Below are 25,805 nucleotides of genomic sequence, written 5' to 3'. Positions count from 1 at the left end.
TGCAGAGAGTGCTAAAATGTTCCGGTTGCTAACTAATTACTGTAGAGCCACGGCCAACATCTGCTCGTAAACCTGTTTCCATCCCTTCCAATGGCCAGTTTCAGAAAGACTTTCGTTGTGCCATAAGCTGTAAAAACTGCCGTCAACCATCTTTACGCTATTCACTAATTCCTCAATAAGTAAGATTGCCTGTTTTGGGGATAACTTGAGGTATTTGAGTAGTGTTACATCCATTACAGCAAAAGGGTAAACTTTAAGATGTGATTGCTTTTCCAATTGTAAATCGTACCAAAAAAATGGCGTACAGGTGCCAGCTCTAAAGCCCACTTCCGAAGCATAGCCCATTGTATAATCGTGGTTGATGCCAACTTTAATGAGTTGTAAATAAGTTTTGGGCAAATGAAGTTTCAGGTAATGCTGCCGCGATAAGTCGATGGTTTTATTTAGCAAACTATCCAGCACCAATTTTTCTTCCTTCAACTTTAACACATTGCTATTGGAAGCGTATGATGGATGTATCCCAACCTTGCCCTCCTTGGCAGTTGCCACAATCAAATCTTGCAGAAGCTCATCATTGGGATGGATATTCACGTCATGATTTTTATCTCCCTGATGGGATAACAGGAAAAAGAAAATGGGCTTTAAGTGATACCTTTGATGGATTTGCTGTAGGAATTGATAAGTGTCAAAAGGATCTTTGCGTTTGCCTAAGCCGGTGGTAATGATATTTTTAAGCCGCTCTGTATCGCCTTTGGCCAACGCTTTTAAAAGCCTGGCCGTGTTTTTTACTATGCCGCTCGATTTAAAATGATAAGCCCGATCAATATCTATGGTAGGTATAAATTCAAATTTGCGTGTGCCAAAATGCAAGTTTTCTAGTTTGCTGGCCAGTAAGTTTTTAAGGATGATGGCCCATTGGTCAACTACGGGAGTTCTAAGCAGTCCAAGTTCAAATTGTAAACTGGCTTTGGGCGGGAAGCGTAAATGCTCGTCAGGCGTGTAAGGCAAATACTCTTCGTATCTGCTTACAAAATAAAACGAAGCGGCAAAAACATCAAAAGGTAATGCGCTATCTTCTACTGCAAATGGTACTTTTTCACCACCAAAGGCTGAGATTTTAATGTTTGGTTTTTCAATGTTGTTTTTGGAAAGGAAGCCCGATGTTTTGAAAAAAAGCTCTTTTCCGATTGCTTGCGCTGCATAGCTAAATTTGGGCCCTTTATATGCTTCAAATTGACTGGTAACACTCGTAAGTTCTATATCGCATCGCAATATTTCCCTAAACATAAAGTTAAAGATGTACTTGATGCGTGGCGTAACCTGTGGGGTGTAAATGAGCAGTTGCATTATACTAAGATAGCTAATCTTTAAAAATTAATGATCATTTGCTTTTCTGGGAAGTTAACTTTTGTGCTTTTCCTTGCGCCATTCTTTTCTACATGGAGGATGTTCATTTGGTCGTCAAATAAATCATACAAAATGCCATTGCTTACCGCTAACTTTTTAAATGCGGCTATATTTTCTATCTCTAGGTAGATATTGGTTGCTTCGTGATCATTTTCAAACCCTATATAGTTTGGTTCAAATGATTTTCCATCAACTGCAAATTTCAAATTGGTGTTCACATAACTTTTTACCAGGGCATTCATTTCTTTAGCCTGATTTTTTGCGCTTAGGTCGATTTTTTTCTTGAAACGCTGGTTCAAAATGGTTTCAAAATCGTCAGTAAATATGCGGCAGGTAATTTCCAGCGACTTGCTTTTCGTGTTGTAAGCAATTTCAGTTGTACTTACATGAAAGGGATGTTTATATCCGCTAGCTTTGCCCAAAAATATTATTGGTACACTTACAAAAAGTAACAATTTTGACAATAACGCATTCATTTCCTAAACAACTTCTTAAAAATTAAACGAAACAATTTAACTTAGCTAACATTACGACGCTAAACTAAGTTTTATTATGCCCTTTTCCGATTTTTTGTTTTATTTTAAACTAGGCTGGTCACATATAGTTAGTTTAGATGCGCTAGATCACCAACTTTTCATTTTAGCATTGGTGGCAGTTTACACCACGCGGCATTTAAAGCAAATTTTGATTTTAGTTACTGCATTTACCATTGGGCACTCGGTTACTTTAGCGCTTAGTGTTTTTGATGTAATTCGGTTTAGTAGCAAATGGGTAGAGTTTCTAATTCCATGTACTATTTTTCTCACCGCCTTATTCAACCTCTTCCGTAAGGAAAAAATACAAAAAAAACTAGCTTTAAATTACTACTTGGCACTTATATTCGGTTTAATTCATGGGATGGGCTTTGCCAACTCGGTGCGGATGATGCTAGCCAAAGACCAAAATATTGGCTGGGGCCTGTTTGGTTTTAACGTGGGACTGGAGGTTGGTCAAGTGGTTTTCGTGGTTTTAATATTGGCAGTATCATGGTCAATGCTTAACTTGTTCAAAACCAAAAGAAGAGATTGGATTATATTTGTTTCATCGGCAGTTTTTGCTTTAGCTTTGCAAATGGCCATACAAAGAATACCTTTTTAGAAGAAAGATGATGAAGAAATTTTCTTATTTATCGCTTTGCGCAGTGTTACTGATGCAAACAGCAGTAGCTCAAAACATTCAAAATAATCCGGGTAGCAACCACGGAAATAAGTTTGAGCAATTGGGAACCATTTTGCCAACGCCTAATGAGCAGCGCACAGCAAGTGGAGCGCCTGGCGTGAAATACTGGCAACAACGTGCTGATTACGACATCAAATGCGAATTGGATGAAACTACACAAACTTTAAAAGGTAGCGAAACAGTTACTTATACCAACAATTCGCCCGACCCGTTAACTTACATTTGGTTGCAACTAGATGAAAATCAGCATAGCAGTATTAATAACGCTAACTACCAAAGTGCAAGTAAAATGCCGGAGCGTACAACCGATAAGCAAATTAGCGGCTTTGAGTTAAGCAATGCTGATAATGGTTACGGTTTCCGCATTTTGAAATTGACAGATGCGCTGGGTAAAAACTTGAAATATACCATCAACAAAACGATGATGAGGATAGAGGTTCCAATCCTAAAATCGGGACAAAAATTTGTGTTTAAGTTAGATTGGAGCTATAAAATTGCCGATAGGATTGCAATGGGCGGCCGCGGTGGTTATGAATATTTCCCAACTGATGGCAACTACTTATTTACGATGGCGCAATGGTACCCTCGTTTGTGCGTGTACAGTGATTTTCAAGGTTGGCAAAACCATCAATTTACTGGCCGCGGAGAGTTTGCATTAACCTTTGGTGATTTTAAAGTGCAAATGACAGTTCCTGCGGATCACGTGGTTGGTTCAACAGGAGAGTGCCAAAACTATGCACAGGTACTATCAGCGGGACAACTGGCTAAATTCAACAAAGCGAAAGTGGCTACATCGCCAGTAGAAATTGTAACGTTAGCTGAGGCAAAAGCTGCGGAAGCAAAAAAATCTACCGCGAAAAAAACTTGGATTTTCTATGCTAAAGATGTGAGAGACTTTGCTTGGACTTCATCGCGTAAATACATTTGGGATGCCATGAATCAAAATGTAGATGGCAAAAATGTGCTTTGCATGAGTTTCTACGGTAAAGAAGCCTACAATTTATACAGTAAGTTTTCGACAAAGGCAGTAGCGCATACCATCAAAACTTATTCTGATTTCACTATCCCTTATCCATACCCAGTGGCGCAAAGTATTGAAGCGGCAAATGGTATGGAATATCCAATGATTTGCTTTAACTACGGGCGTACAAACGAAGATGGAACTTATAGCGAAACTGTGAAAAATGGCATGTTAGGTGTGATTATTCACGAAGTTGGACATAACTTCTTCCCAATGATCATCAATAGTGATGAGCGCCAGTGGAGTTGGATGGACGAAGGTTTGAACACTTTTGTAGAGTACCTTACCGAAGAGCTTTGGGATAACAAATTTCCTAGCAAACGAGGACCAGCTTATACCATTGTGCCTTACATGAAGTTGCCAAAAGATCAATTGGAGCCTATCATGTCTAACTCCGAAAATATTGTTCAGTTTGGACCTAATGCTTATTCAAAACCAGCGACAGGCTTAAATATTTTACGCGAAACCATTATGGGTCGTGAGTTGTTCGATTACGCCTTTAAAGAATACGCAAAGCGATGGGCTTTCAAACATCCTACGCCAGCCGACTTTTTTAGAACCATGGAAGATGCAAGTGGCGAAGATTTAGATTGGTTTTGGAGAGGTTGGTTTTACAGCACTGATGCTTGCGATATCTCGTTAGATGAAGTACGTTACGCTAAAGCGGATTTTCCGAAGCCTGCAAAAACCATGAAGCAGCCAGCAAAAGTGGAGAAGCCGTTGCTAACCTATGATGATATCAGTAAAATTCGCAATAGAGAAGATAAACGCATTAAATTCTATACTGATCAGGATTTAGAAGCGAGGGATTTTTATTGGAAGTATGCCCGCGGCTTGGTACAGGTTGATAGCACCAAGGCTAAAACTGTTGAAGTGACTTTGCCGTTAGATGAGTTTACAGCTGATGAAAAAGCGAAGTACGCCAATAAGCATTTCTACGAGTTAAACTTCAGCAACAAGGGCGGCTTGGTAATGCCAATTATCGTAGAGTTTACTTTTAAAGATGGCACTAAAACTTTGGATAGAATTCCGGCACAAATTTGGCGCTTAAATGAAGTGAAAACTTCAAAGTTTTATGCACTTGATAAAGAAGTGGCCAGCATCAAGGTTGATCCTTTTAGAGAAACTGCTGACATTGACGAAAGCAATAATACTTGGGGTGCAACTGATGCTTCGCCTTCTAAATTCCAATTGTTTAAGTCAAAACAAGCGGCTGGCAGAGGGCAATCAGAAGGCATTAATCCAATGCAGTTTGAAGTAAAGAAAAGCAAGTAAGAATACGCTAATACAAAGATGAAAGTCTCAACATTGTTGGGACTTTCATCTTTTATAGTCCTTTCAAAGGCGAACGCTTATGGGTGATTAAGTGCAATTGGATTTTCAATATAAAATCTGAAACAAAAGAATTCAAAAACCTGTAGACCACAATTTAGGTTAATACCTAAACCGTATCTTTGTAATAATGAAGTTCAAACTCATATCAGAATATAAACCTACTGGTGATCAGCCCGGAGCGATAGATCAATTAGTGCAAGGCGTTAACGCTGGCGAGCATTATCAAACGCTGTTGGGCGTAACCGGATCGGGTAAAACTTTTACGGTGGCTAATGTAATTGAGCAAACCCAAAAACCTACGCTTATTTTAAGTCACAATAAAACTTTGGCGGCGCAGCTATATGGTGAAATGAAGCAATTTTTTCCCGAAAATGCGGTAAATTATTTCGTTTCCTATTACGATTACTACCAGCCCGAGGCGTATATGCCTACTACCAATACCTATATCGAAAAGGATTTGCAAATTAACGAGGAGATTGAGAAATTACGTTTACGCTCTACCTCTTCCTTAATTTCAGGACGTAGAGATGTGATTATCGTGTCATCTATTTCTTGTATTTACGGTATGGGAAACCCTGATGATTTTTCCAAATCAGTGTATCGTTTTGGGGTTGGAACCAGAGTGAGTAGAAATGCATTTTTACATCATTTGGTGGAAATTTTATATGCCAGAACTATCAACGATTTTAAGCGAGGAACTTTCCGTGTAAAAGGTGATACTGTAGATATTTATCCTGCCTACATGGATTATGCTTATCGCATTTCTTTCTTTGGAGACGACATAGAAGAATTATCAGCTATTGATCCGGTTACTGGAAAAACTATTGAAAAGTTAGAAGATATTGCCATCTACCCAGCCAATCTTTTCGTAACACCTAAAGACCGGTTTAACCAATCTATTTGGGGTATACAGGAAGAGTTAGAAGTTCGTAAAAACCAATTGCTTGGTGATGGTTTACTGTTAGAAGCGAAGCGTTTGGAAGAAAGGGTGAATTTCGATATTGAAATGATGAAGGAATTGGGTTACTGCTCAGGAATTGAGAATTACTCTCGTTTTTTCGATGGCCGTACTCCAGGTATGCGCCCCTTCTGTTTACTTGATTACTTTCCTGATGATTACCTGATGGTGATTGATGAAAGTCACGTAACTGTGCCGCAAATTAGAGCCATGTACGGTGGTGATAGATCGCGTAAATTATCATTAGTGGAATATGGCTTCCGTTTGCCTTCAGCGTTGGACAACCGTCCACTTAACTTTGAAGAATTTGAACGTTTAGCGCCGCAAACAATTTACGTAAGTGCAACTCCGGCCGACTACGAATTGCAAAAATCGGGAGGTGTAGTAATTGAGCAGGTAATTAGGCCAACAGGCTTATTGGATCCTTTGATTGACGTTAGACCGGCAATTAACCAAGTAGATGATTTATTGGATGAGGTGGATAAAACCATCAAACAAGGCGATAGGGTATTGGTAACTACCTTAACCAAACGCATGGCAGAAGAGCTTACCAAATACATGGATAGGCTTAACATCAAGTGTCGTTACATCCATTCGGAAGTAAAAACGTTGGAACGTGTGGAAATATTACGTGGCTTACGTTTAGGCGAATTTGATGTTCTAGTTGGGATTAACTTGCTGCGTGAGGGATTGGATTTACCAGAGGTGAGTTTAGTAGCTATTTTGGACGCCGATAAAGAAGGCTTTTTACGTTCTGATAGGGCACTGATCCAAACCATCGGTCGTGCTGCCCGTAACGACAGAGGACGCGTAATCATGTACGCTGATGACATTACCGAATCTATGGAACGTACGATTAGCGAAACCAACCGCCGTAGGGAAAAACAAATTGCTTACAATCTAGAACATGGTATTATTCCAAAAACGGTCGGAAAATCTAAGGAAGAAATTTTAGAGCAAACATCTGTTTTAGAGGTTTCGGAAAAACAAAAAGCCAGAGCAAAAGCTTATGTAGAGGTTGATGAAGTTAGCGTAGCCGCCGATCCCGTGGTGCAATACATGACCAAACCAGAAATGCAAAAAGCGATCGATAAATCGCGTAAAGATATGCAAAAAGCGGCCAAAGAAATGGACTTTTTGTTGGCAGCACGCCTTCGCGATGAAATGTTCGCTTTAGAAAAAGTATTTGAAGAAAGGTTCGGAAAGGCCTAATTATCAGCAGTTAATCTAAAACGGAATATCTACCTGTCATTCACTTTTAGTGTATTTTCTTAATTTGGTGCAACATTGGACGTTGGGCTGCGTCTTTTGGTTAAAACCACTCAAATGAAGAAAATTTTACCGCTGTTACTTTTCGTTTTTAGTTTTCAAATTGCTAACGCTCAAAAGGGAACAATCACTGGTGTGTTGTTAGATAGTGCCAACAAAAAAACGACCCTCAACTTTGCTACAATTTCTGTTTTTAAGGGGGCTGATACCGTATTGCATACCTACAAGCTGTCTGATGATAAAGGGGTTTTCAAGCTCACTAATCTGGCTGCAAATACAAAATATCGCTTAGTAATTAATGCTTGGATGTACAATGTGGTTCGTAAGGAAGTTTTCATTGATCCTGCGCAGCCTAATGTAAATTTGGGCAACATTTACCTCTCTGAGAAAACAAATAATTTGAACGAAGTGGTGATTCAATCCGAGCGACCACCGATTATTGTACGAAAAGATACCATCGAATTTAATGCCGAATCTTTTAAAACTTTGCCAAGTGCTGTGGTTGAAGATTTATTGAGAAAACTACCAGGTGTAACTATTGATGGTGATGGAGGGATCTTGGTAAATGGAAAATCCGTAAGTAAAATTTTGGTTGATGGGAAGGAGTTTTTTGGTGGCGACCAGCAAATTGCTACTAAAAATCTACCGGCAAATATCATTGATAAAGTACAGCTCACCGACGATCCTGAGGCTAAGCGTAGAGATCCGGATATTGTTGCTGGGAACATTCCTCAAATTATCAATCTAAAACTTAAAAAGGCCATTAAAAGCGGTGCATTTGGAAAGTTGTATGCTGGTGCTGGTCCAAAGGAATTGTTTGAAGCTGGCGGTATCATGAACTTTTTCAGAGATACCACACAAGTGAGTGTTTTAGCCTACGGTAACAATGCAAATAAGCCAGGGTTTAGCATTTCTGACGTGATGCGCATTGGTGGTTTTCAGCGTTCTGGGGTTAACTCTACGTCTATTAATTCTGATGGTGCCTTCAGTTTAAATGGAATTTCTTTTGGCGGCTCAATGAATGGTGGCGTACAAAAGTCGGCGGGCGGTGGCGCTAACTTTAATACCATCACCAAAAAAGGTGTTAAAATTAATGGCAAGTACTTTTTAGGTTACAGTGATAACTTTACTGATCAACAGACAGACGTGGATCAAACCTTGGCAAGTAGGAGGGTGTTTACCAATTCCATTTCTCAACAAACTAGTCGAAATTATAGTCACAATTTTGGGGGGCGCATAGAAGCAAAACTAGATAGCTTAACCAAGCTTACCATAGAGCCCAATATTTCCATTGGAATTTTGAATACCAATGGCCTGCTCAAAACATCAACCTTTAATAATCAATTACTGCTAGAAAGTAATGGCGACAATAATTCCAAGGTTAAAGGCAATACCGCCGATATCAACTTGAGTACAAGTATTTGGAAAGATTTCAAGAAAACAGGCCGCTCCTTAAATTTAACATTCAATTTTTCTAAAAGACAAAACTTAACTGATAGTTACAATATTAATGAAAGCAATTTTTTCATTCCAACAAAGCCAAGCGAGTATTTGGATCAATGGCGAGATAATAATGTTTCAAATTTGAATCTCAACGTTAACGGAAATTATAGCGAGCCAATTAGTAAAGTACTAACACTTAGTATTGCTAGCAGTGCCAACTTTTTAGATAATGAAAATGCCTTGGCAACCTTTATCAAAAATCCTAATAACCAAGCATATGATATTCCTGTTCCGCTACTTAGCGAAACGGTAAATCAAAGTGGTTTCAAAACCAACAACCGACTAAGTTTGAGATGGAAAATCACCAAAGACTTAAATGTGCAGCCAGGTTTTGTTTTTAATACTATTGATTTAAAAAATGAATTTACGAACAACCAAGGGTTTGATCAGCATTTCCAATTTTTTGCACCTCAACTAACCATCAGATATAAAAGCTTCAACTTTAGCTATTCTCCATCTTTTAGGGAGGCCGATGTAAGATATCTACAGCCGGTAGCCAACAATACCAATCCGTTTTTCATCCAGAATGGAAACCCAAATTTAAGACCTTCGAAAACGCATCAGGTGAATATGAACCTATATAAGTATGATACACAAAAAACTTTAAGCTATAACCTATACTTGGGAGGTAGCGTACAAAATGATGGAATAATCATGTCCAGAACGGTAACAGATGGTGGGGTACAAACTACTACGCCTGTTAACCAAAATGGCATTTGGCAGTTCCATAGCAACGGTAACATTTCAAAGGATTTTAAAGGAACTAAGAAGCAGTTCACTTTAAGCACAGGCTATTGGGGAAATTACAATCAAAGTTATGTGATTGTAAACAGCGTGAAAAGTAAGAGTGTACTTATTAATGGAGGTCCTCGGTTAGGAGGTCGCATTAACTTAAACGACAAGTTTGAATTAGGCGAAACTTACAGCTTTGGTTTTAACAGCAGTAATTACGAAAGTGATTTCTTTAGAGACTTAAATTACTACAACCACAACAGCGATACAGAAATGATTATTCGCTTCCCAAAAAAAGTAGTTTGGGAAACCAATTACAAACTACAGTATAACACCCAAACACTCAACGGGCAAAGTAATACGCTTAATTATTGGAATGCTGCAGTTACATTTCTATTCCTTAAAAATGATAGACTACAACTGAAATGCAGCTTTAACGATATTTTAAATACCAATAACCGCCGCTACGTTTACATTACCGAAAATACTGCAAGGGATTTGAGGATAAACAATATTGGTAGGCACGGACTCTTTACTTTCACCTATAACATTCAAAACTTTGGAGGTAAGATTGGTGGTAAAGATACCATGTTTAGATTTTAGGATGGTTAATAGTTAATTAGATGAAAAAGGCCGTGGATGCGGCCTTTTCTTTTTTTAAAAAGAATTCAACAGCGTTAAACGCGTTTAAATTGCTTATAACAATTCAGATTCTAACGTGATATCTGTATCAAGTAATTTGGAAATAGGACAGTTGGCTTTTGCATCAGCTACCAACTCGTCAAACTTTTCTTGAGATAAACCTTCAGCCTTAACTTTCACCACCAAGTGGATATTGTCAATAGCACCTTTTTCGGGGTTTAAGTTAACCGTAGCTTTGGTTTCAATGCTTTCTGGGGTAATACCTTCGCCAGAAATGTTGAAGCTTAATTTCATGCTAAAACAGCCAGCATGTGCCGCAGCTACTAGTTCTTCTGGGTTGGTGCCAACACCTTCTTCAAATCTGCTTTTGAAAGAATACTGTGTATCTTGTAAGGTAGTGCTTTGCGTGGTTAAAGTACCTTTTCCATCTTTGCCTGTGCCATTCCACAAGGCGGTTGCATGTCTTTTCATATTTTAAATTATTTAGAATGATATGTTTTGTGAGTAATAAAACTATACAAATTTACTGAGCGTTTTTTCAACTAATGTTTTTATAAGGTTAATTGTTTTAAATTTAACTTTAATCTTTTAAAACTCAAATTATGACGGCTAACGAAAAATTGATACACCAATTCTATTCAGCATTTCAACAAAAAGATTATGAAACGATGCAAAATAGTTACAGCGAAAGTGCTGTATTCAACGATGCTGTGTTTGTCAATCTTAATGCCATGGAAGTTCGAGCGATGTGGCAAATGCTGATTTCAAGAGGAGGGGATATGAAGTTGAACTTTGGCAATATTAAGGAAAATGGTGATAACGTTAATGCTTATTGGGAAGCGCACTACACCTTTACTGCCACTGGCAAAAAGGTAGTCAATAAAATAAATGCTGAGTTTGAAATTAAAGATGGTAAAATAGTAAAGCACACCGATAGGTTCGACTTTTATAAATGGGCAAAACAAGCTTTCGGCTTTGGGGGCTTTATATTAGGCTGGACTAACGCTTTCAAAGGGAAGGTACGTCAAACTGCTAAAAAGAAATTAGATGATTATTTGCAGAAACTTAATCGACAGTAACTGTCAATCCTTCCTGCTGTAATATCTTGCGGTACACTTCCATTTCGGTAAATGAGCCCTCTAAAATGGCGCACTTACCCTTATTGTGCACTTCCCAAGCAATTTTTTCAGCTTGGTTTTCGCTGTAGTCCAAATAACGCATCATACACCAAATCACATGGTCAAAAGTATTTACATCATCGTTCCATAAAATTAAACGATGCACCGTTTTAAGTGAAGTTAATATTTCCTCAAGTGTGAAGGTTTCTTCTTTGGTTTCTGTTGACATAACGCAAAAATACAAATTAGTCCCGACAAAATTTTCGGCAACCATTTTAGATTTACGATTTGGATAGAAAACATTTGATTAAGATGTTGTTTTATATTTTTTGAAAAGCAAAACCTATGGTTCTTCGGTTGCGCCAGTCCCGCTTTTCGTTAAAATCTTTTTGTTAGGCACTGCAGTTAAATAGTTGTCATGCTGAGCTTGTCGAAGCATCTATTAGGCAAAATGCTTCGACAAGCTCAGCATAACAGGAACAAAAAGTATTTCCGCTACAATCGGGTTTGTAGAACCAAGACCCGTACTAATTGCAAACTTTGACAAACCTCAAGCAAGAAGGATAGACTTTGCGTTCTTTGCGAAACCCTTCCTTGTCTTTGCGTGAATAATAACCGCAAAGATTTTAAAGCTTTCGCGAAGTGGCGCAAAGGGAAAACCGATGTTGCAATCCTTCGTTTGTGCCGGTCAATAGTAATTCGTCAATCTAAAATCGTAAATTAACCTATCTTTGTTTATCAAACCACCCAAAATATGTACAGGTCAAAAATAGCTGGTATTGGTCACTACGTACCTAAAAATGTGTATACAAATAACGATTTGTCCAAGTTCATGGAAACTAGCGATGAGTGGATCCAAGAGCGTACTGGAATTAAGGAACGTCGTTTCGCAGATCGGTACGAAGAAACTACCACTACAATGGGCATCGAAGCCGCTAAAGTAGCAATGGAACGTGCTGGCATAACTACAAGCGACATCGATTTTATCATCTTCGCCACACTAAGTCCTGATTATTATTTTCCGGGATGCGGTGTATTGCTCCAGCGAGAAATGGGGATGAAAGAAGTAGGTGCTTTAGATATTCGTAACCAATGCTCAGGTTTTGTATATGCTTTATCTGTGGCTGATCAGTTCATAAAAACGGGGATGTATCAAAATATTTTGGTGGTAGGCAGCGAGAAACATTCGTTTGCAATGGATTTTGAAACACGCAGTCGCAATGTATCTGTAATTTTTGGCGATGGTGCTGGAGCGGCAGTTTTACAACGAGCAAACAAGGATGGACAAGGTATTTTAAGCACACATTTGCATAGTGATGGTGCCGATGCCGAAATTTTAGCAATGCACTATCCTGGAGCGCATGCCAACAAATGGTTGAAAGATAAACCAGCGTTTCCGGATCAGGAATTGGGCGGACTTTTTATCACTACAGAGCAACTTGAAAGCGGGGCTGCGTTACCTTACATGGATGGCCCAGCGGTTTTCAAAAAAGCAGTAGTTAAGTTTCCAGAAGTAATTAACGAGGCACTTAGCGCCAATAATTATACTGCAAAGGACATTGATTTGTTAGTGCCTCATCAGGCTAATTTGCGCATTAGCCAGTATGTACAGCAGTTGTTAGGTTTAAGCGACGATAAGGTGTTCAACAACATTCAAAAGTACGGCAATACTACCGCTGCTTCCGTTCCTATTGCACTAAGTGAAGCTTGGGAGGCTGGGAAAATTAAGGAAGGTGACTTAGTTTGTCTTGCCGCATTTGGCTCTGGTTTTACTTGGGCAAGTGCGCTAATAAAATGGTAATTTGATTGACGATTTTAGATTTACGAATTACGGTTTGTTGAAGTAAAGTTGCTCTGTCATTTTCCTAGCTCGCTTATCTTATGCAATTCATAAGAAATTATATCTTCTGACATCGGACATCCGATATTAGATTGCTTATCTTTATGCGATTCATAAGAACTTATATCTTCCGACTTCGGACATCCGACTTCAGGGACTAAAATCTAACTACTAACAACTAAAAATGTTCAAAATAGGCGATTACGTTCGTTTCATCGACGAAAAAAGAGAAGGTTATATTACCAGAATTATTGATAGTGCCTCAGTTGGTGTTACCGATGAGGACGGCTTTGAAATTCCGGTAGCGGTAGGTAATTTGACGTATGTGCATGGGCATCATAGCAATGCGGATACCGCAAATAACGCAATGCCTGCTACAAAAGTAGACGAGCAATTTGTTGAAGATGGAGTTTATTTAGCCGTTGCAGAAGACAATAAAGGATCGGTGGTTGCTCATTTCACTTTGGTGAATCGTACGTCGTTTCAATTGCTGCTAACCTTGAAAACTGAAAAAGGAGGCATCTTCAAAGGAGACTTTGCCGGTGTCATCCAACCCAAAAGTAGTGTGCAAGTTTATACCGCCAACCTTGGCGATTTAGATAACTGGCCTAGTTTCACCTTTCAATCTTTATTTTTCAGTACTGGCAATGTTGCACCTAAAAAACCTCTTGAATTGCACAAGCGATTTAAATCAAAAGATTTTAGTGGTGCAAAAAATCAAATTAACGAAATCAATAAATATGGCTGGCTAATCAGATTAGATGAAGCGCCTTTGGTAATTGACGCACAAAAATTGAAAGAAAGTTTTTTCAGTGTAAAACAAGAAAAGCCAAAAGTACTTAAGCCAGCATCAGAAGTTGATTTACATATTGAAAAGCTACGTGATGACCATCATTTTTTATCGCAGAGCGAAATTTTAGAAATACAATTGAAGAAGTTCCAAGAAGTACTAGATGCCGCTATTGTACATCAAATGCAGTCCATCGTTTTCATTCATGGCGTGGGTAATGGCACCTTGCGTAATGCAATCCATAAGGTAGTCAGCAAGCATCCGCAAGTACGTACATTTATGGATGCAAGAAAAGAGAAGTTTGGGTATGGAGCTACGGAGGTGATTTTTAAAGTGTAGAAAAGTGCAGTAATAAAACTGCATTAACTCCCCTTAGCGCCTCTAGTCATTTGCTCCAACATATCCCACATTTCAGATGGAATTGCCTCCAAGCCGTTCATTTGGCCAGCGCCTTGTAGCCATTCTCCGCCATCAATGGTAATTACTTCGCCGTTGATATAGTTAGAGAAATCGCTAACTAAAAAAGCCGCTAAATTGGCTAGCTCTTGATGATCTCCCACACGTTTTAGAGGTACACGGTTTTTAAAATCGAACTTCTCCGCTAAATCTCCCGGAAGCAACCTGTCCCAAGCACCTTTAGTAGGGAATGGTCCTGGTGCAATAGCATTGGTGCGAATCCCGTATTTGCCCCACTCTACTGCTAAAGATCTGGTTAGCGCCAATACACCGCCTTTCGCACATGCAGAAGGTACAACATAAGCAGAACCAGTAAAAGCATAAGTAGTGACAATATTTAACACACTAGCCGCTTGTTTTTGCTTGATCCAATATTTGCCAAATGCTAAAGTGCAATTTACAGTACCTTTAAGTACAATATCAATAATGCTAGAAAATGCGTTAGCTGAAAGACGCTCGGTAGGAGAAATGAAGTTGCCCGCGGCATTGTTTACCAATACATCAACACTGCCGAATTTTGCTATAGTTTCAGTCAATACGTTTTCAACTTGAGCGGCATCTCTAACATCGCACTGTACAGCTAAAACCTTACCTCCAGTTGCCACTTCCATTTCTGTAGCTGTTTTTTGCAGCACATCTAACTTACGGCTAGTAATTACTAGGTTGGCACCTAACTTTAGAAAATAAGTGCCCATCGCTTTGCCAAGTCCGGTTCCACCACCAGTAACTACAATAGTTTTGCCTTTTAAGGCATCATCTTTTAACATGGGTTGGTTATACATTTGCTAGTATTTAGATATTAGTATTTAGAAAAGCCGCTTTTTAATTTTAACTTTTCGCCTTTAGCCCGTCTATCAATGATTTTAAAATAGCCCTTGTAGCTGGCGACCACCACTGTTGCAACATCACTTCTAAGTCTTCACTTTGATCAGCGCTTGTAGCGGCGATGAGATTCTTGCGTAGGTTCAACTTGCTTTGTTGCCAAGTGTTAGCCTCGAAAGCCATGTACTTGCGAACTTTCCTTTCGGCAGCAGTTAAAATACTTTCTGGTTTCACCACTTCGTCAACTAAACCAACGGTTAAAGCTTCGTCTGGGGAAAATAATTTACCTTCTAGCAAGTTTCTGTAAGCATTAGCCTTACCCAGCCAAAAGGAATACATCGAGAAAATACTATTAGGAACGATGATGCCCACAGGAACTTCATTTAAACCTATAATGTATTTTCCTTCAGCCATCACACGGGCATCGCAAGCTAAGGCAATTACGCAGCCCCCAGCAGGGCTGTGACCATTAATTGCTGCTACCAGAGGCTTTTTAAAAGCGGTAATTTTTGCGGTAAAGTCAAGAAATAAATGCCAAAAACGCTTTGCTTCGTCTTCGTTATAATGATAAAGTTCAATTAAGTCCAAACCTGCAGAGAAAAAGTTATCTCTTCCGGTAATAATCACACCGCCAATATTATCATCTTCCGCTATATTGTGAAGCATGTCACTTAATTCGGTAACCATTTCTCGGTTTAGCGAGTTGGATTTACCTCTGTTTAACGTGATAATGGCAAGTCTGTCTTTTACGGATGTGGAAATTGTATTCATACCTCTTAGCTCTATCATTTAGTTTTATAAAGCTAAGAGGTTTGAGTTTATTATGCAAGCATAAAATTGAGGGCCTCCTATTTTACTTCGTAAGTGACTACTTTTCTGGCAAAATTTCCATCCGCATCAATGCCGTTTATTATAATTTTATAAAATCCTGGGGTGTTAAGATTGGCGTAAGTAATGGTTGCTTTCCCGCTGATATCAGTAATGATATTTGGATTCCAAAATATAGTGCTATAAGTAGGGTTAGATGTATTTGTGCTCTGGTGGAAATCTGGAGTTTTTGAAAAGCCCCTTGGGGATACTACTACTGGCTTGCCTATGGAACTGATGTTTTGCCCTGCATTTCGTCCTCTTTTGGTGGTAATAATGATTAAGCCTCCTGGAGCACCGTATACGGCAGAATACTCCGCAGATTTAAGTACCTCTAAACTTTCTACATCATCTATAGTTAAGTTTTCCACTCCTCCAGCGTTAGGCACGCCGTCAACCATAATAACTACGGGGTCGGGACTAGATAATAAGCCTTCTTCATCTACGTTGGCTGCATTCCTTCTGAGATAATATTTAAAATCAGTAGGATCTCCAATACGTTGCAGAGATGGCACGTTGGTATCTATAAATTGCTCAAGAGAAACAGATCTCTCCATATCTTTTGAATTAAAAACATGGTCTGCCATACCTGGTCCATTCATATTCGACGACAAGGGCGACGCCTTGCTGGTTTTGCCCACAATTTCAACTTGTTTTAATGTAGTGGCTTTTTTATCTGGGTTGGGCGTTGCTACTTTATTTATGTTGGTATTCGTACCTTGTGTTGTCAAATTATTTTGATACTCGAGGTTATGAAAATTCGTCGAGTCGGCATCTATCGATACCTGAAATGCCCCATTTGCTTTTATGGCAAATCTAGTGCCCTCAAAAAAATTAACTGGCGAGAAAGTAAAGCGACCATCATTGTCACTAATCGCATCCATTGTAGTAAACGGTCCAGTAATGGAGTAAAGAGATACTTTAACACCTTTGCTAGGTTTTTTATCTCGTAATACTTTCCCATTTATTTCGAGATTTTTCTCGGGCGTGTATTTCTGTGTGACAGCTTTGGTTTCAAACGGAGGTTGCTCAAAATGTTGACTTAACACAATGTCATCGTAATCTTTCCAGTTCCCTTGGTCGCTCTGCGGATCAAAAGCTTTGTTGCTATAATTAACCGCTACCGAAAAGCTTCCTCTAATTGGCGCAGCATTCTGGCTTGCAGACAACGTAAAAGTGGTTTGGTCTTTAGCGTTGTAGGTTTCCTTAATATCCGGAATACTTACTGTTATCTTGTTTAATGAAGAATTGATCGCAATTGGCCTTTCGGATAAAACTTCGTTTTTGCTGGAGACTAGCGAAATACGTAAAGTGCCCGATACAAGATCATTCAGAGGAATATTGATGATGCTCGTTGGCTTATCGGCTGGAATATTTGTGCTCAACAAAACTTCATTTTCCTTTTTTACATTTAAGGTTATAATACCCTGTTTAAGTAAGTCCTGCGTTAAGTACACCCTCATAGATACTCTATTGGTATCAATATCTCTTACACTAACCAACGCTCCAGAAGTTTGAACTGTTGGCAATTGCTGCTTTATGGTCTCCCCGTTTTCAAGCGTTATACTGGCGAAATATTTTTCGTCTTTTTTTGGAGTGATGAAAACATGGGTTAAACTGTTCTTTCCTACATTAAATGATGCTAATTCATCTCCCGATTGGTTGATAACTAAACCTTTTTCAGTTTTTAATTGTGCCTCTATTTTTAGGACTACCTTTGTTGGAATGCCGTCTATTAATCTACCTCCTTCTGGGAAAAAGTTAATTGCAGATTTGTTTGCTAGGGCCGTTTGACCTAAAGTTTGCCCCTGTATTTGAAGTGTCTTGTTATAAAAAGATGATGGTATATTTCTCATCCACTTGGTATAAGCCCTAATGCTATATTTTTTTTCTTGGCTTAAACCAGTTGTTTTTAACATCCCCCAAGACACGCCGCTTTGCAATGGAAGTGTTAATTGTTGTACCGGATTTCCATTATCTTCTATAAGTTCTACATACAAAATACCACTAATTGCTGTTGGTTTGTTATCCTTAGCAATAGTTACATAGGCCTTAAACCAAATATCATCGCCTATCGCATAATATGGCTTGTCTAGATGCAGATCAACCTTTTCTTGGCTGTCTGCATTTAAAATTTCACTTGATGTTTGGTTCGATTGGTTTTTATCCTGCGCATCAGCAGTTTCTATTAACACCGCTAAAAGTAAAAGCGGAAGAAAGCGTTTGTAATCCATCTACTTATTATTTTACCTCGTACGTTAACACTTTTCTTGCTAAATTTCCCTGCACGTCAATACCTTCAATTACCACACGATAAATTCCCGGTACATCGGTGTTGAAGTAAGTAAGTTTTGCTTTGCCATTAGGATCGCTAACCATTTGTGGTTCCCAAAATACGGTTGTTCTTAAGTCGGGTCTGCTATCTGGTTTAACATCGTATTTTGGAGAATAAAATTCTCTCACTACCGAATAACCTTTTGGAACGTAGCTAATTAATCCTGGTGTGTAACTATTTACTGATCTCATTCCATCGCCACGTTTGGTGTTGATAACAATTACACCGGAACCTCCTTGCATGCCGTAAATAGCGGTTGTGCCTATGCTTTTCAAAACTTCAACAGTTTCAATATCCTGTACTACGATATCATCTAAATTGAAGGAGTCACCATCCATCAGCATTCCATCTAATGATATTCGCATAGGACTCTGCCCGCCTCTGGCATAAGCTTGCCCATCGCGTATTTGTACTCCAGCAATACGACCTTGTAAGTATTGTGATAATGAGAATGCGGTTTCTAAATCTTTAGCCGTAATTACCGCATCCGCATTTCCTGCGCCGCCAATGTTTGATGAGTTATAGGTCGGTTTTTTCTTCTCAACAATATTTACAGCGTCTAGCAAAATGGTTCGGTTTAACAAACCACGTTTGGTCTGGTCATCAAAGTATTTGCCGCTGGCATCCAAATATCCAGCTAGAGCTTGATTAATGTTTACTTCGATATCGCCAGTGTTCGGATTTTTATTTACCGTTTGGCCCGGAACAATATCCATTTCGATTTCTACATATTTCTTGTCTTTTTCAGTTCGGGCTTGCACTACAAATTTGGTACCATCCAAAAATTCAATCTTATCGAAATTGAAATGACCTTTTTCATCGGTTAACGTGTCAGTCATAAAAAATCCGCCAGAGAAAGAAACTAGGCTCACTTTGCCTTTTACCACTGGTTTGCCACCTTTAATTACTGTTCCGCTGATCTGCAGCTTTTTTTCTGCTGGAAATTTTTCTGTCGATTCTCCAGACACCACTTGTTTCCAATCTACTTTGCGCCATCCTTGGGTAAGTAGTAAATTGTCCAGTTCAAACCTGGTGTTTCTATCGTTATTAAGGAAATAGTGATTGGGTTTTTCAACGTAACCAGCCAAGTCGGAAGTTAGCAGTAACTTGGTAAGGATATTAGTTTCGTTCTCAGGATCGGGTTTAACGGCCGCGGTATTGGTCACTGCCACGGAAAAACTGCCCTGTACGGGTTTTCCATCGTTGGTAGCGGCTAATGATAAATCAACCTTACTTCTTTTTGCGTAATTTTCCTTAAGATTTTCGGGCTTTACATCTATTTTATCGTGTGTGTTGTTTACGAAAACAATTCGTTCATTTAACGGTATAAAGGAAGAAGAAAGAAGAGATAGCTGGATGATTCCGGAGGGAAGGCTGTCTTTAGGAACCGATAACGATGTTACCTGTTTTGCTGAAGAAACTGGAGTTGAAAAATAAACCACACCGTTGTGCTGGGCTAAAAGAACGTAATCCTCCTTGTTCAATAATTCTTCTGAAATATAGATTTTTAGCGACAGTTTATTACTATCTAAATTGCCTACTGACAATACTGTGCCACTTTTCTCGGCAACGGGTAAGCTCATCGTTTTGCTTGCGCCATTGCTGAACGTAAGCGTAGCCTTATAAGTTTCTCCTACAGCCGGATTGATGAAAAAAGATCCGATTCCCAATTTATTTGTTTCGAACTTTGATACTTCGATCCCTTCGCTATTTACAATAACCCCGCTGGTGAATTCGCCCAGTCCACTGCTGTTTATAGCCTTAACACCCAGTTTATTAGGTAGTCCGGCAACTAGCTTTCCGCTTTCCGGTAAAAACTGTACATCAATTTCGGTGTTCGTGGTTTTGAGTGGTATTTCTTTGGTAATTATTTGCTTATTAGGAAGGGTGATATTTGCAATAATATGTCCGCTTTTCAACGCATCAGGTTGTTTGTTTATCGCAGTAACAATAATTTCGCCACGAGTATTGGTGGTGCCTTTTCCTCTTTCTATAGTTTTGCTGCCCAATTTTACCTCGTAATTTACCGGTGCGTTGGCATAAGGTAGGTCTTGCTTATCTGTAAACTGTATTGTTGTGGTTACTTTTTGCTGGTTGTTTTCTGTTGATAAGACATTGTTAGATTTCGTAAATACCTTATTGGCCCAAGAATTACCGATTTTGACCGTTTTGTCAAAAAAGAAGTCCGAGCCCGCATTACGCATCCACTGGGTATACGCTCTGATGCGATAATTTCCCTCTGTTAACGAGTCGGTTAGCTTGAAATCTCCCCAGGCAATGCCACTTCTCATCGGAAGTTTGAGCTGTTTGGTTAATGAGTCTTTTTCGTTGATCAGTTCCACATAAAGCAAGCCGCTAATTGTAGAGGGCAATCCTGTTTTGGCATTAATGGTGTAGGCCTTGAACCAAATATCATCGCCTACTGCGTAATAAGGTTTATCTAAATGCAGGTACACCTTCTCTTGGGCGTTTTTCCCAGATACCTCATCAAGTTTTTTAACCAAGCCAGTTAGGTTCGCATTTTGCGCCCAAGTTAAAGAGGAGCTCAATATGCCTAATAGCACCAAGCCCAGTTTGAAAAATTTAGTTTTCATTCAGTTGTTTCATGTTAAGTCGCTACGAAACTTACTGGACTTTGGAGTGCGTGAATCCGTTGGTTTCATTATCAATAAAATTTAAGTCACTTGCCTAAAGGCATTCTTCGGTTTGTTTTGTTTGAGGTTTATAAAACTTAATTTACGAATTGACTTTGTTAAATTACTAAATATAGACTATCATTTTAGTTACAAGGTTCAAAAGTTTTTAAAAATTATTTTTCCACATCATACTTTCTACTGGACGGGTAGTTTTGTGGTTGTATTTAGCGCTGCTTTTGGCATTGTACATATTGTCAATTTGTCCTTCAACTACAAAATAAATCAGTTGTCCGATAGGCATTCCAGCGTAAATCCGCACTGGCTGAACGCATGAAATTTCCAGCGTCCAAGTGTTGCAGAAACCCACATCGCCTTTGCCTGCTGTAGCATGTATGTCAATCCCCAATCGGCCGGTACTGCTTTTCCCTTCCAAAAAAGGCACGTGGTTGTGAGTTTCTGTATACTCTACGGTAACACCTAAGTACAAAGTGCCAGGCTGCAATACAAACCCGTCCTTTGGGATTTCAAAATGCTCAATCTTGTTGTGACTTTTGGCGTCCAAAACGCGATCCTTGTAAGTGGCTAAATATTTGCCCAAGTGTACGTCATAAGAGTTGGTACCTAAACACTCCGGTTTAAATGGTTCTATGATGATGGTACCTTTATCAATCTCTTCGAGTATGCGTTTGTCTGATAGTATCATTTTATAGTTTTTTTCGACTAAATTAGGGTAAAATTAGGAAAGGGCAAAGGGTAGAATGCCGGCATTTTTAACGCTTTAATTATAGTGGTAAACATTTGCTTACGTTTAAATCTATTGCGTCCGTATAATGCTAAAATTTGCTTACTTTTGTACTGATTTTCTAAATAGAGGATGCCCATAGTTTTTGATTTAAAAATTGATGAACATACCGAGCTTTCGGTGTGGAAAATAGAGGAAAGCCACGACCAACTCCTGTCTGGCTTGCAACTCAAACAACACGAGATTGATGTCATTGAATCTTTTAAGAGTGATAAGAGAGCTCTGCAGTGGTTGAGTACTCGTTTGTTGCTACGAACTATGCTAGATACCAAAGAGTATATAGATTGCCAAATGGATGACCATGGGAAACCCTATCTGGTGAATTACGATTATCACATTTCCTTAAGCCATTCTTATGATTACGCAGCCGTGATGATCAGTAGAGATAGCACGAAAAAGGTAGGCTTAGATATGGAGATGATCAAGCATAAAATCAAGCTGGTTAGGCATAAGTTCCTATCAGACGTGGAGCTTGCCCAAAAACAGATTGGCAATAATATTGACGGTTTGTACGTATGCTGGTGCGCTAAAGAGGCCATCTATAAATGGCATGGTAAAAAGGAGTTGGAATTTAAAAGAGATATTCATATCAAACCATTTAAACTGCGTGAGGAAGGAGATTTACATACTTTAGTAGAACTACCTGAAGGCACTAGAGAACTAGAAGTGAATTACTTTAAAACGGTAGATGGGTATATGCTAGCTTACGTAATTGGGTAGGAAATGAATGAATTTTGAATGAGTAAATTAGAGAATGACCAAACGTACATCTGCTATAGGTCTAACTACTAATGTCTAACTACTAAATACTCAACAAAAAAATGAACAAAAAAGTAAAATATATTGATTGGGGCTTGACTGATTACCAGGAGGCGTGGGATAGACAGGAGGCTGTTTTTAACGAAACGGTAGCTTTGAAAACGAAGAATAGAACTGAAAATACAGCTGTTGAAACGCCCAATTATCTTATTTTCAACGAGCATCCACATGTGTATACTTTAGGTAAGAGCGGCAAGCCCGAAAACTTGTTGCTAGATGAGCAAGGTTTAAGCGATAAGCAGGCTACTTATTATAAAATTAACCGAGGTGGGGATATTACTTATCACGGACCTGGTCAAATTGTAGGGTATCCCATCTTGGATCTTGATAATTTCTTTACGGATATTCACTTGTACTTGCGTACATTGGAAGAAGCCGTCATTTTAACCTTGGCTGATTACGGCATTGCAGCTGGTCGATATGAAGGATACACCGGTGTTTGGCTTGACGCAGATAATGAAAAAGCGAGGAAAATATGTGCCATGGGCGTTCGCTGTAGCCGTTGGGTAACCATGCATGGATTTGCCTTTAACGTGAATGCAGATTTGGCTTACTTTAAAAACATTGTGCCCTGTGGCATTGATGATAAAGACGTTACCTCTATGCAGCGGGAGTTAGGTCGAGAACTGGATATGGAAGAAGTAAAGACAAAATTGAAAGGGCATATTGCTAAGCTTTTTGAAATGGAGTTGGTTTAGAGCGTATCACATTAAGTTGAGGAGTTTTGGCATTCTAAGCATAGCGAAGAAACTTTTTGAAACCTTGCTAATTAGAGGGCCTGAAGCTCAACATAAAAAAGCTTTATAACGTGAGTTCGGTATAACAAGCATAGGTTAGGATTGAAACCAGCCCAAGCACTATTTCCTCGTTTAGCCTAAAATCATCTTGGCTGATGCCGATGACAACATTTTGCCCAAGCAAAAACTTTAATAGTATCAGGCGCAGTCGTCGCTTTTTAACTATGATCTTTAATTTTTTTGAATGTATAAACGAGCTACGCTAATGCTTCGGTTTTGCATACTTTTTTCAGCTACAGGAAAAAATTTTTTCCGCCAAGCGACAGAACCTTAAAAAACCAACATTTCATCCGTTAACCACTGAATATAATACTTAAATTCATTTTTTATTCAGAACTCACGTCAATTAGCTGCTAAACATAATGAGTTTACGCTGCTCTGTTTCGGATAAGTATCTTACCCGCTTCGTAATAGCTCTCCTTCGATGTATACAATCAACCTAATACAGTATGCGTAGGTTTCGATACGCCTCTCAGATACCTTTTTAAGGTCGAAGCAATATATAAGAATGGTGGGCCAAACGTGAGCGACTCGTATCTGTTTCCAACGGAAAAATTCTATAAAAATGAACCAATAAAGTAAATACGGAAGTGGATGACAAGGACTTTACACAATCTGTTGCTGAGATATTGAATAATTTGTATATTAGGAATCAATACATTAGCAAAATAGATGCCAATTTTTTGAGGGGTAATGGCGAGCAGATGACCGTCAAGGTCAGACATTATGTCATCACAATGGGATTGATTTATCATATCGATACTTGAATATTTATAATCTTTCTGCTATAATGACCCAAGGTAGCGGTACACTTAACGCAACGTCTTTGGGCTTTGTATAGGCACCGTTTACTTACAATAACTTTTGTTAAGTGCATGTTTTGTTTTGCCTTTTGCACAGTAAAACTGAACTTTACTGTTGGCGGTTTTGGTAATTGGCAACGCAAAATCACACTTAACTACTGTATTTGTGCCGATGTGATGGATGATCTATACTTGTTTGCGGCGCCTTATTTATTGTTTTTTGGATTGATCAATTAAGGCACGGGTTGGGCAAGGCTCTTTTCTCCGGTATCAAGTAGAACTCAAGGTAATAGCAACTTATAATAATTTTGCGTAGATTTTCTACCATGTAGAGCTTACAGGACGGTTAATTATGGACTTTCGCACACTGGGCGATAAATTTTCTTAGCCTTATAAATAAACAGGCACACTAGAAAAGAATTTTTAGGCTTGTTTTTTTTTGAAAAAAATGCGGTCCCTATAGCTAGGTTGTCAGACTATCTAATAAAACCATCTAAATCTCAATTCATGAAATCTAAATTATTCCTCACGCTTCTGACATCCCTATGTCTATCAGTGAGCTATGCACAAAGTGTGGTCATCAACAAAATCTACAATTCTGGGGTAACTTCCCCTGCTGGTCAAGGTGATGTTATCGAATTACTGGTCATCCAAGACTATTTGGACATGCGTAATATGATAGTCAAAGACTTCTATGGAGGGAATGCCACAGCTACTACGTTGGCTGACGGTGCTGCGATTAAATTCAAAAATACCCCTTTTTGGAGCTCCATGAGAGCTGGAACGTTGATTGTATTAAGAAGATGGCCTGTTGGTTATACCGCATATGTACAGGACGAGGACCCATCGGACAAGGTGTTGGATCTTAGAATTGGAGATACAGATTATTTAAGCTATGAAAGTATGAATGACTCCTTTAATATTACTAACTATGATATGGTAATGATCAAAACAGGTACAATTACTGGTATAGAAAACGCCATACATACTTTTGCCTTTGGGATAAATAGCAGTAATGTGACCTATAATGCCGTTACCGGTCCAAAAATGTATACCTATAGAATCAGCCCCACTGGTAATAATGAATTTCTTTATACTAAAAATAATACCATCTCACTTGCGGACTATAATGCATTAGAAGGGATTAATAGCTCTTCTGAGACCCAAATTTCCTTAACTTGGGGTGCGGGTTCTGGCGCTAATAACATTGCTTTTATCAATAGTCTTCGCAACTTAGATCATTTATACGTTCATAAAAATGGTAACGAGGAAATCGGGGGCATCAAGACTTTCACGGGTAACGTTTCTATCGGTACCAGCGATTCAAAGGGCTACAAACTGGCCGTTGCAGGGAATATGATTGCCGAAGAGATTAAGGTGAAACTACAGGGCAACTGGCCCGACTATGTGTTTGCGAAGGGCTATCAGCTACCTAGCTTGGCTGAGGTAGAGCAATTCATTAAGACGAATAAGCACCTGCCGGGCGTACCTTCAGAAAAAGAGGTAAAGGCTACGGGCGATATCTCTCTGGGCGAGATGAATAGGATCCTGTTGAAGAAAGTCGAAGAGCTTACGCTCTACCTAATCCAACAGCAAAAAACCATCGATAGTTTATTGAAGGATAAAAAATAGGCG

19 protein-coding genes are annotated in these 25,805 nt (G+C 39.0%); 10 read left to right on the top strand and 9 right to left on the bottom strand.

Going from position 1 to position 25,805, the window contains the following annotated elements:
• Positions 1 to 36: 36 nt before the first annotated feature.
• The gene (locus ACY2A0_RS06325) at positions 37 to 1,347 is read right to left on the bottom strand and encodes a polysaccharide deacetylase family protein (RefSeq protein ID WP_461788723.1); all 1,311 of its coding nucleotides are present in this window, start codon (positions 1,345 to 1,347) and stop codon (positions 37 to 39) included.
• Between the two features lie 20 nt (positions 1,348 to 1,367).
• Positions 1,368 to 1,883 carry a DUF6702 family protein gene (locus tag ACY2A0_RS06320; RefSeq protein WP_461788722.1) on the bottom strand — a complete coding sequence of 172 codons (516 nt, stop codon included), beginning with the start codon at positions 1,881 to 1,883 and terminating at the stop codon, positions 1,368 to 1,370.
• 76 nt (positions 1,884 to 1,959) lie between these two features.
• Between ACY2A0_RS06320 and ACY2A0_RS06315 the strand changes: the two genes are divergently transcribed.
• The 4 genes from ACY2A0_RS06315 (at position 1,960) to ACY2A0_RS06300 (ending at position 10,046) form a co-directional block, all read left to right on the top strand.
• Positions 1,960 to 2,544: a HupE/UreJ family protein gene (locus tag ACY2A0_RS06315; RefSeq protein ID WP_461788721.1), complete on the top strand. Its 585-nt coding sequence runs from the start codon at positions 1,960 to 1,962 to the stop codon at positions 2,542 to 2,544.
• 7 nt (positions 2,545 to 2,551) lie between these two features.
• Entirely contained in the window at positions 2,552 to 4,921 is a 2,370-nt protein-coding gene (locus ACY2A0_RS06310) for a M1 family metallopeptidase (protein WP_461788720.1), read from the top strand.
• Positions 4,922 to 5,108: 187 nt separating this feature from the next.
• Entirely contained in the window at positions 5,109 to 7,151 is a 2,043-nt protein-coding gene (gene uvrB / locus ACY2A0_RS06305) for an excinuclease ABC subunit UvrB (RefSeq protein WP_461788719.1), read from the top strand.
• Positions 7,152 to 7,265: 114 nt separating this feature from the next.
• The gene (locus tag ACY2A0_RS06300) at positions 7,266 to 10,046 is read left to right on the top strand and encodes an outer membrane beta-barrel protein (protein WP_461788718.1); all 2,781 of its coding nucleotides are present in this window, start codon (positions 7,266 to 7,268) and stop codon (positions 10,044 to 10,046) included.
• A gap of 93 nt (positions 10,047 to 10,139) precedes the next feature.
• Here ACY2A0_RS06300 and ACY2A0_RS06295 read toward each other — a convergent pair whose 3' ends face one another.
• Positions 10,140 to 10,556, bottom strand: coding sequence for an OsmC family peroxiredoxin (locus ACY2A0_RS06295; RefSeq protein ID WP_461788717.1), 417 nt, complete (start codon positions 10,554 to 10,556; stop codon positions 10,140 to 10,142).
• 131 nt (positions 10,557 to 10,687) lie between these two features.
• On the opposite strand from ACY2A0_RS06295, the gene ACY2A0_RS06290 reads away from it, so the two are divergent.
• Positions 10,688 to 11,164, top strand: coding sequence for a nuclear transport factor 2 family protein (locus ACY2A0_RS06290; protein WP_461788716.1), 477 nt, complete (start codon positions 10,688 to 10,690; stop codon positions 11,162 to 11,164).
• On the opposite strand, the gene ACY2A0_RS06285 is transcribed toward ACY2A0_RS06290, so the two are convergent.
• The gene (locus tag ACY2A0_RS06285) at positions 11,151 to 11,432 is read right to left on the bottom strand and encodes an ATP-dependent Clp protease adaptor ClpS (RefSeq protein ID WP_138723034.1); all 282 of its coding nucleotides are present in this window, start codon (positions 11,430 to 11,432) and stop codon (positions 11,151 to 11,153) included. The two genes, ACY2A0_RS06290 and ACY2A0_RS06285, sit on opposite strands and share 14 nt — an antisense overlap.
• A gap of 525 nt (positions 11,433 to 11,957) precedes the next feature.
• On the opposite strand from ACY2A0_RS06285, the gene ACY2A0_RS06280 reads away from it, so the two are divergent.
• Positions 11,958 to 13,004 carry a 3-oxoacyl-ACP synthase III family protein gene (locus tag ACY2A0_RS06280; protein WP_461788715.1) on the top strand — a complete coding sequence of 349 codons (1,047 nt, stop codon included), beginning with the start codon at positions 11,958 to 11,960 and terminating at the stop codon, positions 13,002 to 13,004.
• A 223-nt stretch (positions 13,005 to 13,227) separates the two neighbouring features.
• The gene (locus tag ACY2A0_RS06275; protein WP_461788714.1) at positions 13,228 to 14,172 is read left to right on the top strand and encodes a Smr/MutS family protein; all 945 of its coding nucleotides are present in this window, start codon (positions 13,228 to 13,230) and stop codon (positions 14,170 to 14,172) included.
• 23 nt (positions 14,173 to 14,195) lie between these two features.
• On the opposite strand, the gene ACY2A0_RS06270 is transcribed toward ACY2A0_RS06275, so the two are convergent.
• The 5 genes from ACY2A0_RS06270 to dcd all read right to left on the bottom strand — a co-directional run bounded on the left by ACY2A0_RS06270 (position 14,196) and on the right by dcd (position 21,652).
• The gene (locus ACY2A0_RS06270; RefSeq protein WP_461788713.1) at positions 14,196 to 15,071 is read right to left on the bottom strand and encodes an SDR family oxidoreductase; all 876 of its coding nucleotides are present in this window, start codon (positions 15,069 to 15,071) and stop codon (positions 14,196 to 14,198) included.
• A gap of 46 nt (positions 15,072 to 15,117) precedes the next feature.
• Complete coding sequence (locus ACY2A0_RS06265; protein ID WP_461788712.1) at positions 15,118 to 15,900, bottom strand: enoyl-CoA hydratase/isomerase family protein; 783 nt, start codon at positions 15,898 to 15,900, stop codon at positions 15,118 to 15,120.
• Between the two features lie 59 nt (positions 15,901 to 15,959).
• Positions 15,960 to 18,212, bottom strand: coding sequence for a hypothetical protein (locus ACY2A0_RS06260; protein ID WP_461788711.1), 2,253 nt, complete (start codon positions 18,210 to 18,212; stop codon positions 15,960 to 15,962).
• Between the two features lie 7 nt (positions 18,213 to 18,219).
• Entirely contained in the window at positions 18,220 to 20,907 is a 2,688-nt protein-coding gene (locus ACY2A0_RS06255) for a TonB-dependent receptor plug domain-containing protein (RefSeq protein WP_461791292.1), read from the bottom strand.
• A gap of 208 nt (positions 20,908 to 21,115) precedes the next feature.
• The gene (dcd, locus tag ACY2A0_RS06250; RefSeq protein WP_461788709.1) at positions 21,116 to 21,652 is read right to left on the bottom strand and encodes a dCTP deaminase; all 537 of its coding nucleotides are present in this window, start codon (positions 21,650 to 21,652) and stop codon (positions 21,116 to 21,118) included.
• A 171-nt stretch (positions 21,653 to 21,823) separates the two neighbouring features.
• Between dcd and ACY2A0_RS06245 the strand changes: the two genes are divergently transcribed.
• The 3 genes from ACY2A0_RS06245 (at position 21,824) to ACY2A0_RS06235 (ending at position 25,802) form a co-directional block, all read left to right on the top strand.
• A complete protein-coding gene (locus tag ACY2A0_RS06245; RefSeq protein WP_461788708.1) occupies positions 21,824 to 22,471 on the top strand; it encodes a 4'-phosphopantetheinyl transferase family protein in 648 nt (215 codons plus the stop codon).
• Positions 22,472 to 22,572: 101 nt separating this feature from the next.
• Positions 22,573 to 23,268, top strand: a complete 696-nt coding sequence (lipB, locus tag ACY2A0_RS06240) for a lipoyl(octanoyl) transferase LipB (protein ID WP_461788707.1) — start codon at positions 22,573 to 22,575, stop codon at positions 23,266 to 23,268.
• 1,409 nt (positions 23,269 to 24,677) lie between these two features.
• Complete coding sequence (locus ACY2A0_RS06235) at positions 24,678 to 25,802, top strand: hypothetical protein (RefSeq protein WP_461788706.1); 1,125 nt, start codon at positions 24,678 to 24,680, stop codon at positions 25,800 to 25,802.
• Positions 25,803 to 25,805: the final 3 nt, after the last annotated feature.

Source organism: Pedobacter sp. (genome assembly GCF_965249885.1).
Classification (GTDB): Bacteria; Bacteroidota; Bacteroidia; order Sphingobacteriales; family Sphingobacteriaceae; genus Pedobacter.
This window is presented reverse-complemented; position numbering and strand designations above follow the sequence as displayed.